This window comes from Halosimplex halobium (genome assembly GCF_051414055.1).
Lineage (GTDB): Archaea > Halobacteriota > Halobacteria > Halobacteriales > Haloarculaceae > Halosimplex > Halosimplex halobium.
The window spans coordinates 77,235-93,569 of sequence record NZ_JBLKNX010000012.1 but is presented as its reverse complement, the minus strand read 5'-3'; the positions used below and the strand labels follow the sequence as shown (position 1 = coordinate 93,569).

Genomic DNA, 16,335 nt, shown 5'->3' with positions numbered 1-16,335 from the left:
GATGTACCTATTCCGCGGACTCGATCTCCGCCAGCGCCGACCGGAGTGCCTGCTCGACGATGCGCTCCTTGACCGTCGCGCGGTCGCCCTCGAAGCGGTGGTGTTCGACGGTCGCGTAGGGGTCGCGGTCGTCGCCGCCGGCGTACGCGATCCCGATGTAGACCGTGCCGACCGGGGTGTCGGTGTCGCCGCCGGTCGGGCCCGCGAAGCCGGTCGTCGAGACGCCCCAGTCGGCGCCGGTCTCGTCGCGGATGTGCCGCGCCATCGCGCTGGCGACCGTCTCGCTCACCGCGCCGTGGCGCTCCAGGCTCTCCCGGGAGACCGCGAGCAGCTGCCGTTTCGTCCGCTCCGTGTAGGAGATGACGCCGCCGACGAAGTAGTCGCTCGAGCCGGCGACGCCCGTGATCGTCGACCCGAGCAGCCCACCCGTGCAGGACTCCGCGACGGCCAGCGTCTCCCCGCGCTCGCCCAGCGTTTCCCCCAATCTGGTCGCACTCGATCGGTCGGTATTCATACCCGCGGCTACGACCGCTCGGGGTGAAAACGCTCCGCTTCGTTGTGGCTTCTGTGTAATCGCCTCTATCTTATGTAACAATAACCACCATTCCGGACACATTTGTTACATAAGACTCGGTTGTGATCGCGGCCGAGAGGCCTCTCAGGATTGGGACGGTCAGTGGTCCAGATAATAATAAAAATTATATTTTCTACATAATTTTAAATATAGTTCAGTCTCAGAGGGGTAACTCATCTCAATGGGACCCGGGCGGAAGAGGAATAGATTCCTCTGTCCGTATTTCCTGGCTTGGGCCCTATTCTAGCGGAAATTCGCCACCAACCGCTCAGATTGGAGGCCGGTCGGCAGTCTTGGCGGATTCCTAGAGCTGAGTAACACAAATAGCTTTGAAATCGCGTAATAACCGATCGCAAGGGCATTATATCGCCGAATTAACTCACTGACGATTTGAGCCAGCCACGCCAGCTCGATCGGCGGAGAATGATATAAGATTATCTAGACTACGATCAAAAGATAAAATATAAAACCGTATTGCTGACAGGACGGCTGCCATGTGGACGATCAGTAATCGCGGAGGTTGACCTCGATACGGTTCTTGGCGGCACGTAGCCGGTCCGGAAGCGTCTCGCGGTACCACTCGTCGGTCATCTCGGCTGCGGGACCGGAGAGGCTCACCGCGCCGACGACTTCGTCGTCGACACCGAAGACGGGGACCCCCACGCATCGGAGGCCGCGCCCGTACTCCTCTTCGTCGAAGGCGACGCCGCGCTCTCGGACGAGTTCGAGTTCAGTGCGTAACTCCGACCTGTCCGTGATCGTGTGCTCGGTGTACTCGGTCAGCTCGAGCGACTCGATTAGCGAGTCTAGACGCTCGGACGGGAGATGGGCGAGCAGGGACTTTCCGGTGGCCGAACAGTGCAAGTCGTGCGTCTCACCCGCTCGCGTCGAGAATCGAACGTCGTCGCTCCCTCGCGAGCGATACAGGTAGTACCCCTTCCCCTGTTCTTCGACAGCGAGATTCCCGACGAGATCAGTTCCCTCCACCAGGCCCTCGATCTGGGGTCGCGCGATCTCGTAGAGGTCGGTCTGGAGGCGCGTTGACTCGCCGAGTCCGAGAAACCGCAGTCCAAGTCGATAGTGTCCGTCCTCGTTGACCACATAGCCCCCGTCCCGAAGCGTCGTGAGGTGATTGTGGACTGTGCTCTTGGAACTGTCGACGTTGTTCGCGATTTCGGTTACCCCCGCTGACCCGACTGCTTCCAGATACTCCACGATGGAGAGAACCGTCTGGACCGACGCGACGGGTGTGTTCTCCCGGTCCATACCGAAAGGGAGATGCCACCATCACTTGTACCTGTCCCCACGCTCCGTTCTGATAGCCAGAACGAATGGATCTGATCCCTGAACTGTCCCCGTGTGGTCACTGGGCTTCGGAGGTCAAGTGGACGGGAGGCGATTCTAATTACAGTTTTATGTCTGTAATTCCTTCCGCGAACAGTCGGCTATCAGACCGTACGACGTTCTGTCCGCTATGCGCGTGGATCGGCTGTGAAATGAGCTTTCACTGCTCTACATGGTACGATCCCGCCGAGCCTGGTTGTTCTGCCAGTAAGAACGCATGGTCTTGCGAGGGTGTCTCCGGTTCGGGTTCGAAATGATTCGGCGGTACGAGGCGTGTGCGGGAATTCCGATGGGTCCCGCGGTGAGTCACTGCGCGCTGTAGTTGAGTTCGATGATGTTGACAGTCGACAGCAGTTCGCTCTGGAGCTCGTCTTTGATGTCGCTCTCGGCGAGTCGGTGTGCTGGGCCGGTGACGCTCAATCCGCCCAGTACGTCGCCTGCGGAGTCCTGGATTGTGGTCGAGATCGTCGTCATCCCGGTCCTGTACTCCTCTCGGTCGAAGGCGACGCCCTCGTTGCGGATGCGTTCGAGTTCAGCGTCGAGGTCGTCGCGGTCGGTGATCGTGTTCTCGGTGCGCGCAGGCATACCGTGTTGCTCCAGGATCGCCGTCACACGCTCGTCGTCGTACTGCGCGAGCATCGCCTTGCCGACGCCGGAGGAGTGCATGTGGAAGTGCGTCCCCTCGGAGAAGTCGTAGGCGACGTTGCGCTCGCTCTGGACGACATCGAGGGCGACGCACAGCCCGTTCTGTTCGACCGACAGCGTGACGAGTTCGCTGCTCGAACTCTCGGCGAGGCGATTGACTTCCGGTTTCGCTACCTCGTACAGTGACACGTCGTCCCGGACGCTCCCGCCCAGTTCCAGGTACCTGAGGCTGAGCCCGTACGCCCCTCCGTCCGTCTGGACCACGTATCCCAGCTGCTGGAGTGTACTCAGGTAGTCGTGGACGACGCTCTGGGGTCTGTCGATGGCGCCACTCAGGTCCGTCACGCTCGTGGGCCCGTCGCGCTCGAGCGCGGTCACGATGTCGTCCATCGTCAGCAGGGCCTTGATCGGTCGATTCGCGTCTCCGTCCATACTGTGAGTCAGGCCCCGTCCCACATAGTCGTTCGGAACTGTCGAATCTCTTCCTCCGTGTGACGACATTCCGCCCTGCGGGGACCGACCAGCCGCCGGGTTCTATGTCGATATCCGGACAACGGGTTCGATAAACGGGAATCTTCTCGCTCTCGTTTAAGTCAGATCCAGTAGTCGATTCGGCCGAATCTTCGGGGTTGAAACGTTCTGTAGCCCATACAGTCAAATGATGATAATAATCTTTAACTGTGGTTGTGTCCGTATGGGTAAACGCACTCATGTCACAGGATGCCCAGGGAGCGACACCAGACAGTCGCTCCGAATCGGAGCTGACGCTCGTCGACGCGGACATCCACCAGCGGTGGGCGGACGACGAGGCGATCGTTCAGTACCTTCCCGAGCGGTACAGAGACGACGGGCTGGTGCTTCCGGAGCTCCTGTATCGGAATCCGGGGGAGTTCCTTCGCCAGGACGAAAAGACCGAGGACGGCAACAAACCGGGAACGGACCTCGGGAAGATCGCGGACGAGCACCTCGACGAGCACGACATCGACTACGCGATGTTGACCGGCAACTCGTGGTTCAACCTCGCCGCGCTCCCGAACCGCGACTACGCCCACGAGCTGGCCCGCGCGTACGACGAGTGGCTGGTCAACGACGTGCTCCCGGTCGACGACCGGTTCATCGGGTCGCTGTACGTGGCGCCCAAAGCACCGGAGAAGGCGGCCGACCTCATCCGTGAGTACGGCGACCACCCCCAAGTTCGACAGGTGCTGCTGCCCGGCGGCGCGGAGGTGCCCTACGGGCGGCCGCAGTACTGGCCGATGTACGAGGCGGCCGAGGAACAGAACCTCGCGATGGCCGTCCACCCCTTCTCGGAGGGCCACGGGACGAGCAACCCGCCGACGGGTGCCGGGCACCCGAACAATTATATCGAGTGGCACACGCTGCTAGGCGCCTACTACATGGGACAGCTCGCCTCTATCGTCACCGAGGGCGTCTTCGTCGAGTATCCCGACCTCCGCTGGGCGTTCATCGAGGGCGGCTACGGCTGGCTTCCGCACTTCATGTGGCGCCTCGACAAGAACTGGAAAGGGCTCCGCTCACAGGTGCCGTGGCTGGAGGAGAAGCCGAGCCACTATATCAGGGAGAACGTCTGGTTCGCGAGCCAACCAGTCGAGGAACCCGAACGCCCGGAACACCACGACCAGATCCTCGAGATGATGCACGCCGACGAGACCCTGATCTACGCGTCGGACTACCCTCACTGGGACGGCGACGACCCGACCTGGGGGCTGCCACCGATGGACGATGAGATGGAACGCGCGATCAAACACGAGAACGCGGCAGAGCTGTGGGACCTGCCCACGGACGGCAGCGAACTCGAGTGATTCCGATGACAACGAAACGTTTCGAGATCTGCCCGGCCGCGGAGTTCGAACCCGGAGAGCGTCGGATCGCCGAACTCGACGGGTTTTCGGTCGGGGTATTCAACGTCGACGGGGAGTACTACGCGATGAAAAACGACTGTCCGCACCAGCGCGCGCCGCTCTGCGAGGGCAAACTCGGCGGGACGACCGAGTCGGACACCCCTGGCGAGTACGACTGGGTCAAGCCGGGCCAGGTCGTTCGCTGCCCGTGGCACGGCTGGGAGTTCGACGTCACCTCCGGCGAGTCGGTGTTCAACCCGCACAAGGTGAAGGCCAAGACCTTCGAGGCCGGCGTCGAACCCGGCGAGGACGACTCACGGACGCCCGACGGCGAAGTGAGCGTCATCGAGAGCGAGCAGCCCGTCACCGACGGCGGCTGTGAGGGCTGCGGCGTCGACCTCGAGGGGGACGAACCGCCGGTCGAGACCTACGAGGTGGACGTCGAGGAGGGAACGGTGGTGGTGTACCTGTGAGCACCGAATCCAGTGGCGCCGGTGGGTCCTTCAGGGAGAAGATCGACCCGTTCGTCTTCGTTGGGGGTGCAGTCGTTACGATCGTGGCTATCCTGTACATCGCCGCTCGTCCCGACGCGGCGGCGACGCAGCTCACGGCGATCAACACCTTCCTCTGGAGCGAACTCGGCTGGGTCTTCCTGTGGGCGATGTTCCTCGCGGTCGCCTTCTGTCTCTGGCTGCTGGTCGGTCCGTGGGGGAGTATCAAGCTCGGCGGCCCCGACGAGGAGCCAGAGTTCTCCTACTTCTCGTTCCTCGCGATGCTGTTCTCCGCGGGCCTGTCGACCGGGCTGGTCTTCTACGGGCCGGCCGAGGCGCTGTACCACTACTCCTCGGGGATGCCCTTCTTCGACTCGACAGCCGAGTCCGCCGCGATCGCCCCCGACGCCGTGCAGTACACGATGCTTCACTGGGGTATCTCCCCGTGGTCGGCGTACCTCCTGGTCGGAGTGACGATCGCGTACTACGTCCACCGGAAAGGCGCGCCGATCAAACCCTCGACGGTCTTCGCACCGTTCATCGGCGTCGAGAACCTCGACAAGAACTGGGTCAAGCCGCTCGACCTGCTGATGGTCGTCGTCTCGGTCGGGGGTGTCGCCGTCTCGCTCGGCTTCGTCGTGACGCAGTTCCTCACGGGGATGTCCTACAACTACGGCGTCGAGGTCGGCGACCTCGGCACGATACTGGTGACCGTCGGGCTGACGGTCGGGTTCACCGCCTCGGCGGCGCTGGGCGTCAAACGCGGGATCCGCCGCGTTTCGACGTTCAATATGTACCTGTTCCTGACGCTACTCGCCGTCGCCTTTGTCTTCGGCCCCACGTCGTACCTGCTCACGACGGGGACCGAGGCGCTCGGCGGCTACGTCGACGATTTCGTCGGGATGAGCCTCTACATGAACGCCGCGGGCGACGTCTCGTGGGTCGGCAGCTGGACCGTCTTCTACTGGGCCTGGTGGTTCTCGTTCGCCCCGATGATCGGCATCTTCATCACGCGGATATGTCGCGGACGCACCATCCGACAGGTCGTCTTCGCCGGTCTCATCGGCACGACGGCGGCTACTTTCCCGTGGTTCATCGTCATGGGCGGGTCGTCGCTGTGGGTCCAGACCAGCGGGACGCTCGACATCCTCTCGATCGTCTTCGAACAGGGTCGAGCGGTGGCCGGGTTCCCCCTGTTCGAAGCGCTCATCCCCCTCGGTGGCGTCTTCTCGGCCGCGTACCTGCTGCTGGTGCTCACCTTCCTCATCACGACGGTCGACTCGACGACGCTGAGCCTCGCGATGTTCACCACCGACGGGAGCGAGAACCCCTCGACGATCAACCGCGTCACCTGGGGCGCGCTCGTCGGCCTGCTCACCTCGCTACTGCTCGTCAGCGGGGGCCTCCCCGCACTCAAAGACCTGGTCGTCCTGCTCGGCTTCCCTATCGCGCTCGTCCTCGGGCTCTGCATCGTCGGCCTCGTCACCGAGTTCGAACAGCTCGACCCCGTCCTGCTGACCGAACGCTACGACGACACCGACGAGGACGCAGACCGGCAGACGGTCGCCGGGTACCTCTCTGACCGCCGACCCGGCTGGACGCGAAGCGCCGACGACTAACCTCGACTCTCCGCGCCGCACCGCGCTGACCGAACGCTGTCGCGCAGTTCAGCGACCGTTTCCGGTCCCGCACCCACCGGTCCGTTCTCTTCCTCGCGTCGACGCGCCCGCCTTCGGTCGGTTCTCGACCGCAAAAAAAACGAGTGTGACTTGCTGTCGCGTACGGCGGCCGGGTAGCCGTGATCGGCCGTCGCTGTTCGGTTGTCACTCCAGGACGACGTTGACGACGGACACCGGCGACTCCAGCATCACGGCCTGGGTCACGCTGCCGAACAGCGCCTTCCCCGTCGGCGTGCGCTGTCGGCCGCCGACGACGAGGTAGCGAACGTCGTCGTTCTCCGCGGCGTAGCTCACGATCTCCGCGCCCGGGTCGCCGACCCGGACCGCGACCGTCGGGTCGCCGCGCGTCGTGTCGGGGAGCGCTCGCGAGACGATGCGTTCCGCTCGCTGCTGGACCTCGTAGTTGTCTCTCGGGTCCTGCCCCTCGACCTCTTTCTCGAGTACTTCGACCAGCTCAGCGCGTTCTAGGACGTGCAGCGCGTGCAGTTCCTCGTCAAACTCGTTCGCGAGGGTCGTCGCTTCCGCGAGGACGGCCGTTGCTCTGTCCGAACCGTCGACTGCTGCTACGATCGCCATACGTCGACCACTCGATCCGAGGTAAAAGAAGTACCGGCGGACGGCGAGGCCGGTCGGCCACCGACCCGCCGCGGGTCGCTCACCGGCGCCGAGCCAGTCCAGTGTCACCGCTGCCAGCCCGAAGTACGCGGCCAGGCTGGCGAACGAGCGGGTGTACCCAAAGTGGGTCGCTAGGGTGCCGACGTAGAGGGGGCCGAGACTCCCGACGGCGAAATAGACGGCCCGCAATGCGCCGAGGTCGCTACCGACGGTCTCGGGGTCCAGTACGTCGACGAGATAGACGTAGATGACCGACCAGATGGCGGTCAGGCCGACGGCGGAGACGACCAGTCCGGTCGCGACCGCGACTATCCCGGTCGCCTCGATGAGGACGACGAATCCGGCGATACTGGCGCCCGTCGCGGGGAGACCGAGGCGGATCGGCGTACAGCGCTCGCCGAGAGGCCGCTCCCGAGGTTGACGGCGGCGTCCCTGAGTCCGAACGCGCGACCGCGACCCTCGTCGAAACGGTCCTGTATCAGGACCATCCCGGCGGGTTCGAACAGGCCGTACCCGAACCCGATCAGGTCGAGACCGCGACGAAGACGGGGAACGTCGCCGGATGGAACAACAGCAGGAACCTGCGGTCATCACGCCCCGACTGGCGAGCAGGACGACGCTCGCCGAGAGCCGTTCGGCGTATCGGCCGCCCGGGTACTGCGCGAGGGCGTTGCACGCCCACGTGAACGAGATCGATGCGCCGGCCGCCGCGTCGATGATCCCGAACTCGTCGACGATCGACGGCAACAAGGGGGCGACCAAGAGGACGCGGACAGCGCGACGACGATTCCCGGGGTGTGAACGTCCAACTGGCGACCGTTGTGGCCGCGAATCGTCTCTAGCATCTGTCTTCTGTCGTCCCCGGGGGCGCGTGCGTTCCCGATCCACGGTTTCCGGTCGCGATCGCGGGTACGATGTCGATCGGCTCACGGACGCGTGCGCTCATCGAGAGAGGAGGACGACAGCGACCACCGCGAACCCGAGCCCGGCCAGCTGGTTCGCGGTCAGCGACTCGTCGAGGAAGACGATAGCCAGCACCGCCGTCCCGAGGATGTACATGCCGCTGATGGCGGTCCCGATGGCTGCGGACCCGGAGCGGAGCGCCAGGTAGTACGAGATGGTTCCCGCGCCGAGGAATAGTCCGGCAGCGAGAGCGAGACCGATGCTTCCGGGGGCGGTCACGATAGCGTCGCCGCTGATGGCGACGTACGCCACGGCGACACCGATCCCCGCCGCGTACGTGTAGACGACGGCCTGCTCGGCCGGGATCCCGTTGGTCGCTAGCTTCGCGAGAAATGCCCACCCGGTGTACAGCGCCATGGCTCCGACTGCGAAGGTGACTGTCTTGCCCATCGGTGTCAGCAACTGCTCGGTCCCGTCTGATAGCTTTTACGGGGTGCTCCCTCCCTCGACCGGGGACGGGACCCTTTCATTAATTTTAAATACTATCGGTGAGGATGCATAAAACGATTCATGAGCAGCAAGACCGTCGTACTAGGTGGCTCCGGAGCGATGACATCGGGCTGCGTCTACGACCTGTACCGGACCAGTGACTTCGACGAGATCGTCGTCGCCGACGCGGACGAGGAGAACGCGCGCCGGCTCGTCGACATGCTCGACGACCGGTTCCGGTTCGAACCGGTCGACGCGACCGATACGGACGACATCGAACGCGTCCTCGAGGGCGCCGACTACGTGGTTAACGGGTTGCCCTACGCGTTCGAGTCGAACGTCCTCGACGCGATGGAACGCGTCGGCGACCTCACCGGGGTCGACCTGAACGCCTTCGACTTCGACGAGGTGCTCGGCCGTTCCGAGGAATTCGCCGCGGCTGGCAACTCGCTGTGGTTCGCCAACGGCGGGCTCGTGAGCACGATCGCGCTGGGCATGGTTGCCTGCGAGGAGTTCGACGACGTGGCGGACGTGAACTTCTACTGGGGGATGTGGCGCCTGCTCACCCAGACGACGCCGGGGCTGACCGACACGGTGACCTACGAACACGACCCGAACGTCGACGAGCGCGCAAAGTGGGAGAACGGCGAGGTTATCGACGACCTCCCGGCGTTCAGCGAGCAGCGTGAGTTCGAGTTCCCCGACCCCATCGGGCGACAGAACACCTACGTCATCTCCCACCCCGAGCCGATCACGTTCCCGGAGGCGCCGGTCGCCCAGGAGAAGAACGTCGACCGGATCATCACGCGTGGGGCCTGGCACGACGAGTGGAAGCGCTACGAGCGGACGCTCCACGCCGCCAACGCCTTCGAGACCGACGGCGTCGAGGTCGACGGTCGGGAGGTCGACCCGGTCGAGGTGATGCAGGAACAGGTCAAGGCCGAGGGACTGGCTCGCGAGTCCGAGTGGAAGCCCCCCGAGGAACTCTCCCCCGAGACGGAGTGGACGCCCCAGACGGTCCTCTCGGCGGAGGTGACCGGGACGAAGGGCGGCAGCGACGACCGCGCGGTCTTCCACTTCGAGCAGCCGTTCCCCTTCTTCGACGGCAACGACATCACGCTGATGCGCGAGTACGGTTGCTACGTCGGCGTCCCGCTGTCCGTGACGCTCCAGCTGATGGCCGAGGGCGCCGTCGACGAGGAGGGGGTCTTTATCACCGAGACCAGCGGCCTCGACGCCGACCGGTACTTCGATGAAATGGAAGCGCGCGGTTTCGACCTCGTCGCCGAGGCGACACCCGACGAGGCCGTCGCCGCGGACGACTGACCTCGCGCCATTCCCACTGGTGGTGCTAGATCGGGAGGAAGTACTAATCTCCGATCATATATCGGATTCAAATAGGAACGGTAATTCGGACTGGTGGGGCGCGACTTCCGGCGCCGGCGGTCGAGATCTCGACGGTACGCAGATCTGCAACCTAAATCGCCTGTGTGTGGAGAAATCTATCTACAGCGCCGATACCGGAGTATTTCCTACCGACGACCCAGCGTGAACGGAAGTACTTGGACGGAGTTCCGATGGTCGTGGCGGATCCCTCAATAAACGCCCGATAAGAGCCTGTTAGGCCTTGTTTGGTCCGTGTGCGATCTTCGAACTCATCGCTTGAACCGAACGGTACCGTTGTCAGAACATCCGTCCGGCACTCACGATTCACACGCCGGCGTTAGTATAGGTCTAATTACTATATAGTTGATATGTAAGATTTTATAAATTCATACCGTAACGATCGGTGGTCGGCTACCCCTCGGTGATCTCGAAGTCCTCGATCGACCGCCCCTCGCGGACGACCTGGTCGCTGACGAGGAACTTCTCGGCGCGGTCGAGCCGGTCCCAGTCGAGGTGTTCCGGCGGCGAGTCCTCGAAGGCGCGGTACTGCTCGAACACGTCGTCGTTGACGAACCGGGCGAACTCCCCGCAGTCCTCACAGGTCACCGAGAGGTGAGACACGTCGAAGTCCCGCGCGACGGTGCTGTCGAGGCAGTTCGAGCACCGGTACGTGCGCTCTACCATTGCCCGTAGTACGGGGCCGTAGCTGTTCAATCCCTCGATCCGGCGGGGAGTGGAGACGCCGCCGCTCCCGCGGCGACACGGTCGGCAGCCGGCGACGGGTGCCGCGTCCCGACGCTTTAGGTGGCTGGCCCCGGGGTTCAGTCCATGAACGACACAGCGGACGACCGGAGCCAGCCGGCGCCGACGGACCTGACCGTCGAGTACGAGCGGGCGCCGGGCAACGTCGACCCGACGGACGAACCGCGGTTCGGCTGGCGTATCGTGACCGACCGCCGCGGCGCGCGCCAGACCGCCTACCGGGTCGTGGTCGGGCGCGACCGCGAACGGGTCGCGGCCGGCCGCGGCGACCTGTGGGACTCCGGGCGCGTCGACTCGGAGCGCGCGACGAGCATCGCGTACGGCGGCCCCGACCTCGCGGCGGACGCGACCTACTACTGGTCGGTGAAGCTGTGGACCGACGCGGGCGAGACGGCGTGGGCCGGCCCCGCCGAGTTCGCGACGGCGCTCGCGCCGGAGGACTGGCGCGGCGAGTGGATCACCCACCAGCCCGGCGAGGGCGACACGAACGGCTGGCGCAATCGGTGGCGTGACCCCGACGTGGTCGCCGGGTCCGACACGGGCGGCACCGGCGACGGGGTCGACCCGTGGGTCCAGGTCGACCTCGGCGAGCGGCGCGATCTCGGCAAAATCGAACTGCACCCGGCCGACCCGGTCACCGTCGTGCGGACGCCCGACGACTACGCGGTCACGACCTCGTGGGACGACGACCCGCTCGCGGCGTTCGGTTTTCCGGACGCCTATCGCGTCGAAGTCGCCGACGACCCCGCTTTCGACGCGGCGACCACAGTCGCCGAAGTGACGGACGGTTCGGTTGCCGACGCCGAGTCGACCGACGGCCAGCCGATGTCGGCGGTCCGCGCCCGGACACACGACGCCGGCGACGCCCGCGGGCGGTACGTCCGCGTCACCGCGACCGATCTCCCCACAGTGACGCCCGCCTCGGGCGACCCGTCCTCCGCCGACGCCGACCGACGCGTCGAGTCACACGACGAGTGGGCCTGTTTTGCGCTGGCCGGGCTCACCGTCGAGGGGTTCGACGGCACCGACCTCGCCCGCGGCAGCGACGTGACCGCCTCGTCGAGCGTCGAGACCGATACCTGGGGCCGGGAGGACCTCGTGAACGGCGTCACCGAGTCGCGGATGGCCGCGGCGTCGCCGCTGCTCCGCCGGGAGTTCGACCTCGACGGCGCGGTCGCCGCGGCGCGGGTCCACGTCGCCGCCGTCGGCTACGGCGAGCTGTACTGCAACGGCGACCGGGTCGGCGACGGTCGGCTCGACCCCGTCTGGACCGACTACGAGTCCCGGGTCACCTACGCGACGCACGACGTGACCGACAGGCTGACGGCGGGCGAGAATGCCCTCGGGATCTGGCTCGGCCGGGGCTGGTTCGCCAGGCGCAGCGCCCACTGGCTGGCCGACGGGTCGCCCCGCGCTCGCGCTGTCCTCACCGTCGAGTTCGAAGACGGCCGGACCCACCGGCTCGCCACCGGACCGGACTGGCGGGCGGCGGAGAGCCCGATCGTCGAGAACGACATCTACGACGGGGAAACGTACGACGCTCGCCGCGAACGGCCGGACTGGGCCGCCCCGGGGGCGGACGGCGACGACGGAGACGGAGACTCCAGCGCCGGGGACCCCGACGCCGACTGGGACTCGGCCACCGTCGTCGACGCGCCGGGCGGGACGTTGCGGCCCCAGCGGGTCGAGTCGATGCACGTGGTCGAGACGTTCGAGCCAGAAAGCGTCCGCGACCACCCCGACGGCCCGATCCTCGACTTCGGGCAGAACCTCACCGGCTGGGTCGAACTCGCGGTCGAGAGGGCCGACGCGGGCGACGAGATCACGGTCCGCCACGCCGAGGCGCTGACCGAGGCGGGCGACCTCTCGACGACCGACCTCCGCAGCGCCGACGCGACCGACACCTACGTCGCCCGCGGCGACGCCCGCGAGACCTACGAACCCCGGTTCACCTACCACGGGTTCCGCTACGCACAGGTGAGCGGCTATCCCGGAGATCTGGACCCCGAGGACGTGACCGCGAAGGCCGTCCACACGGCGATGGACCGGCGCGGGAGCTTCGACTGTTCGAACGACGACCTCACGCAGGTCCAGCACAACGCCGTTTGGGGGCTGCGGGGCAACACCCACGGGATCCCCGAGGACTGCCCCCAGCGCGACGAGCGGTTCGGCTGGACGGGCGACGCCCAGATCTCCACGCGGGCGCTCCTCTTCAACTTCGACGCCGTCCGCTTCGAGGAGAAGTGGCAGCGCGACCACGCCGACGCCGCCTCGGAGATGGGCTACGTCCCCGACGTGATCCCCGACAAGTCGCCGGAGGACCCCGCCGACCCGACGTGGTCGGTGACCCGGGTGATGCTCCCGTGGTACTGTTACCGTCACGACGGCGACCTCGGGATCCTCCGCGAGCACTACGAGGGAATGGCCGACTACGTGGACTACTGGCTCTCGGTCGCCGACGACGGGGTCCTCCCCGGCGAGTACGGCAAGTACGGCGACTGGCTCGCCTTCGAGAACACCGACCCCGAGGAACCCCGGCGGGGGCTCCCCCACGACCTGTTCAACACCGCCTTCCTCTACCAGGTGACCGGGACGTTCGCCAAGATCGCCGACGTTCTCGACAACGACGCGGACGCCGAGCGCTACCGCGAGCGGGCCGACGATGTCGCGACGGCGTTCCGCGACCGCTTCTTCGACGCCGACGCGGACGAGTTCGGCCCCGGCACGCAGTCGTCGTTCGCCGTCCCGCTCTTCCTCGGACTCGTCCCCGACGACGAGGTCGACCGGGTCGCCGCCAACCTCGCCGAGAAGGTGCGTTCGGACGGCGGCAAACTGCGGACTGGCTTCCTCGGCACGCGACCGCTGATCCACACGCTCGCGGCCCACGGCTACGCCGACGTGGCCTACGAGGTGGTCAGCCAGCCCGAGCGGCCGGGCTGGGTGTACATGGCCCGGCAGGGCGCGACGACGATGTGGGAGCGGTGGGACTCGGACGACAGCGTCGGATCAGGGATGAACTCGCTCAACCACTCGCCGTTCACCCACGTCTCGGAGTTCTTCTACGAGGTGCTCGCGGGGATCCGGGTCGGCGACGAGCCCGTGACCGACCACGTGGAGATCGCCCCGGCGCTCGTCGACGACCTCGACTGGGCGGAGGCCAGCGTCGAGACGCCCAACGGCGAACTCGCGAGCGCCTGGGAGCGCACCGACGACGGGTACTCGCTGTCGGTGACCGTCCCCTGGTCGGCGACGGCGACCGTCCGCCTGCCCGACGCCGCCGACGCGACCGTTCGCGAGTCGGGCTCGTCCGTGGACGGGTCGCTTCCCGACGGCGTGACCGAAACCGCCCGCGACGACGGCGACCTCCTGGTCGAGGTCGGCGCCGGGAGTTACGAGTTCACCGTCGCCTGACCGGCTTCTACGGGACTTCTCGTACGGGTCCCGTTCGCTGTCTCCTACATGTCGTCGACAACCGCCGCGACGCTCGCTCGTTGGTAGCCGTGCCTGGGTCCCCTGCTCGTCTTATGTAACATTGCTGGGCGATGACGACCAATTTGTTACATAAGAACCTCACTGATGCCGGCCCCCACCTCGCGGCGACCACTTATACCGAAATATAATATATCTGTCTTAATGCTCGTTAAGTATAGGTGGGCGCGGCCGGTAGGTGCGACCATGAGCGAACGAGAGATCGGCGACGAGACTCGGCCGGCCGCGTACGACCGCGTCGAGCGGGAGCTGCTGGGGGACTCTCTGGACTTCGACCGGGAGGTCGAGCGGATCGACGCGATGGGCGACAAGACCCGCTTCGCGATCCTCTACTACCTCTCACAGGAGGGGGCCGTCGCCAGCGGCGACCTCGCGGACGCGCTCGACCGCCGACAGAACGACCTCTATCACCACCTCAACGTGCTCGAGGAGGCGGGGCTGGTCGGCAAGTTCCGCGACGGCGGCAGTCGGATCTACGAGCTGTCCCCTCTCGGCGAGGGAACGGTCACGCAACTGTTCGACTCCATCGGCGCACGCGCCGACGGATAACCAGGACCCGGCGCTCGACGACGCGACCCCTCAGAGGACCCCTGTCGATGCCAACATCACGACCAACACCAGCAACGCCGTCGCGACGGCGGCGACGGCCAGCGGCACGTTCTCCTGTGCCTTCTCGTGGACCGGCATGGCCTCGTACTCCTCGCGGAAGGCCTCACGGTTGGCCTCGTCGTAGAAGTACTTCGTCTTCAGCGCGAATCGCTCGGTGACGGCACAGCCCGTACACACCGGCTCGCCCTCCAGGCGCTCGGCCCTGACGTGGCTCGAACAGCTGATGCTGCCGCAGTTCTCGCAGTAGGTGTAGGTCTCGTCGTCGCCCGCCGTCTCGCAGTGGACGCAGCGGTGGATCCCGTCCTCGACCGTGACCCGCGAGGGGCCGGCGGCGTAGTACTCCAGCGGGTAGGTGTACTCGCCGGCGTCGACGGTCTGGCGGACCTGCGGCAGGTACACCGGGTCGATGGCGCGGACGGAGATGTCCGACTGGTTGGGCTCGCAGGTCTTCTCGTAGGTGACGTTGTTGTCGCCAGTGTAGGTGACCGTCGTCGCGTACCGCTCGCACAGGCGCTCGACCGCCCACTCCTTGTACTCCGTCTCGGTCTGGCCGAACCGCCGCTCGGTCACGGCGTCGAACTCCGCGGTCAGGTCGTCGTCCAGGTCGACCCGCGCGTGGGAGTTGTTCTCGACGAGCCGCGCGACGGTTCCGCTCGCGACCTCCGGGTGGTCGCGGTCGGCGTGGACGACGATCGTCGTCCGGTCGTCGACACGATGGATCACCCCGACGGAGGTCTCGAAGACGGCGTCGGCGTCGGCGGTGACCGACACCACCGGCCGGAAGGTCACCTCGGCGTGGGGCCGCGGCAGCGCCGCCGGGTCGAGGTTCTCGATGTCCCGCAGCGCGGTCTCGACCGGCCGGTGGACCCCGCCCGCGGGGTCGAACGGCCGCAGCGTCTCGTCGCAGAGGATCTCGATCCGCCCGTTGTACAGGTCCAGCCCGACCTCCTCGGCGATCTCCCGCAGGTCGGTGCCGTCGACGAGTTCGATGGGATAGGGGTCGTCCCGCTCCCGGAGGTCGGCCGCGTACGCCTCGGCCGGCCCCGTGAACCGGCCCGTCGTGACGACCATTCCGCGTTTCGGTCCGTCGAACTCGAAGGTCGCGATCGCCGAGTGGAGCTTCTGGACCACCGGCCGCCCGACCGATTCCGTGTGCTTGCACTCGACGACGACGGCCCGGCGACGCCCGTCCACGACCTCCTCCATGAGGATGTCCCGCCCCTCGTCGGCGGTCTTCGCCGCCTGGCGCACCCGCTCGTACCCCAGGTTGCGGAACACGTCCTCCATGAGGTCCTCGAACTCGAACCCCGAGAGGTCGTCCAGGACTGCCATCTGCGTACCGATTACTGCGTATCGGTCCACAAATACGTTCCCCCTGGAGATCCTCGTCCGGATCTCGGCCCGGCCCCACACCGCGTTTCCGGTGAACGACCCGTCGACTGGCCGGTCCGTCCCCCGAAATCCGATCGTACTCCCGTCAGATCCGG

The 16,335-nt window shown here is 65.9% G+C and carries 14 protein-coding genes; 7 read left to right on the top strand and 7 right to left on the bottom strand.

Translation table 11 applies throughout. The features are described 5' to 3' along the window. Positions 1-7: 7 nt before the first annotated feature. The 3 genes from ACMGFG_RS13495 to ACMGFG_RS13485 form a co-directional block, all read right to left on the bottom strand. Entirely contained in the window at positions 8-514 is a 507-nt protein-coding gene (locus ACMGFG_RS13495) for a CinA family protein (protein ID WP_436930848.1), read from the bottom strand. Between the two features lie 564 nt (positions 515-1,078). Then, positions 1,079-1,840: an IclR family transcriptional regulator gene (locus tag ACMGFG_RS13490; RefSeq protein WP_436930847.1), complete on the bottom strand. Its 762-nt coding sequence runs from the start codon at positions 1,838-1,840 to the stop codon at positions 1,079-1,081. A gap of 384 nt (positions 1,841-2,224) precedes the next feature. Next, positions 2,225-2,995, bottom strand: a complete 771-nt coding sequence (locus ACMGFG_RS13485; RefSeq protein WP_436930846.1) for an IclR family transcriptional regulator — start codon at positions 2,993-2,995, stop codon at positions 2,225-2,227. Positions 2,996-3,273: 278 nt separating this feature from the next. Between ACMGFG_RS13485 and ACMGFG_RS13480 the strand changes: the two genes are divergently transcribed. Genes ACMGFG_RS13480 through ACMGFG_RS13470 form a run of 3 tightly spaced genes read left to right on the top strand, consistent with a single transcriptional unit; the run spans position 3,274 to position 6,535 of the window. Beyond that, positions 3,274-4,386, top strand: coding sequence for an amidohydrolase family protein (locus tag ACMGFG_RS13480; RefSeq protein ID WP_436930845.1), 1,113 nt, complete (start codon positions 3,274-3,276; stop codon positions 4,384-4,386). A 5-nt stretch (positions 4,387-4,391) separates the two neighbouring features. Next, entirely contained in the window at positions 4,392-4,898 is a 507-nt protein-coding gene (locus tag ACMGFG_RS13475) for a Rieske (2Fe-2S) protein (protein ID WP_436930844.1), read from the top strand. Then, positions 4,895-6,535 (top strand): BCCT family transporter, encoded by a 1,641-nt coding sequence (locus ACMGFG_RS13470; RefSeq protein ID WP_436930843.1) that lies wholly within the window; start codon positions 4,895-4,897, stop codon positions 6,533-6,535. The genes ACMGFG_RS13475 and ACMGFG_RS13470 overlap by 4 nt, the downstream gene beginning before the upstream one ends. Positions 6,536-6,739: 204 nt before the next feature. On the opposite strand, the gene ACMGFG_RS13465 is transcribed toward ACMGFG_RS13470, so the two are convergent. Then, positions 6,740-7,171 (bottom strand): universal stress protein, encoded by a 432-nt coding sequence (locus ACMGFG_RS13465; protein WP_436930842.1) that lies wholly within the window; start codon positions 7,169-7,171, stop codon positions 6,740-6,742. Between the two features lie 286 nt (positions 7,172-7,457). Here ACMGFG_RS13465 and ACMGFG_RS13460 point away from each other — a divergent pair, with 286 nt between their 5' ends. Continuing rightward, on the top strand, positions 7,458-7,631 hold the full coding sequence (locus tag ACMGFG_RS13460; protein ID WP_436930841.1) for a hypothetical protein: 174 nt from the start codon (positions 7,458-7,460) through the stop codon (positions 7,629-7,631). A gap of 521 nt (positions 7,632-8,152) precedes the next feature. Here ACMGFG_RS13460 and ACMGFG_RS13455 read toward each other — a convergent pair. After that, positions 8,153-8,563 (bottom strand): EamA family transporter, encoded by a 411-nt coding sequence (locus tag ACMGFG_RS13455; RefSeq protein ID WP_436930840.1) that lies wholly within the window; start codon positions 8,561-8,563, stop codon positions 8,153-8,155. 120 nt (positions 8,564-8,683) lie between these two features. On the opposite strand from ACMGFG_RS13455, the gene ACMGFG_RS13450 reads away from it, so the two are divergent. Continuing rightward, the gene (locus tag ACMGFG_RS13450; RefSeq protein WP_436930839.1) at positions 8,684-9,928 is read left to right on the top strand and encodes a saccharopine dehydrogenase family protein; all 1,245 of its coding nucleotides are present in this window, start codon (positions 8,684-8,686) and stop codon (positions 9,926-9,928) included. 471 nt (positions 9,929-10,399) lie between these two features. Here ACMGFG_RS13450 and ACMGFG_RS13445 read toward each other — a convergent pair whose 3' ends face one another. Continuing rightward, entirely contained in the window at positions 10,400-10,672 is a 273-nt protein-coding gene (locus tag ACMGFG_RS13445; protein ID WP_436930838.1) for a hypothetical protein, read from the bottom strand. Between the two features lie 144 nt (positions 10,673-10,816). Here ACMGFG_RS13445 and ACMGFG_RS13440 point away from each other — a divergent pair, with 144 nt between their 5' ends. Together ACMGFG_RS13440 and ACMGFG_RS13435 are read left to right on the top strand one after the other, a co-directional pair. Next, positions 10,817-14,161, top strand: coding sequence for a family 78 glycoside hydrolase catalytic domain (locus ACMGFG_RS13440; RefSeq protein ID WP_436930837.1), 3,345 nt, complete (start codon positions 10,817-10,819; stop codon positions 14,159-14,161). Positions 14,162-14,425: 264 nt separating this feature from the next. Beyond that, the gene (locus ACMGFG_RS13435) at positions 14,426-14,788 is read left to right on the top strand and encodes an ArsR/SmtB family transcription factor (RefSeq protein ID WP_436930836.1); all 363 of its coding nucleotides are present in this window, start codon (positions 14,426-14,428) and stop codon (positions 14,786-14,788) included. Between the two features lie 30 nt (positions 14,789-14,818). Here the strand turns inward: ACMGFG_RS13435 and ACMGFG_RS13430 are convergent, their stop codons facing one another. Then, a complete protein-coding gene (locus ACMGFG_RS13430) occupies positions 14,819-16,180 on the bottom strand; it encodes a restriction endonuclease (RefSeq protein WP_436930835.1) in 1,362 nt (453 codons plus the stop codon). Between the last annotated feature and the right edge of the window lie 155 nt (positions 16,181-16,335).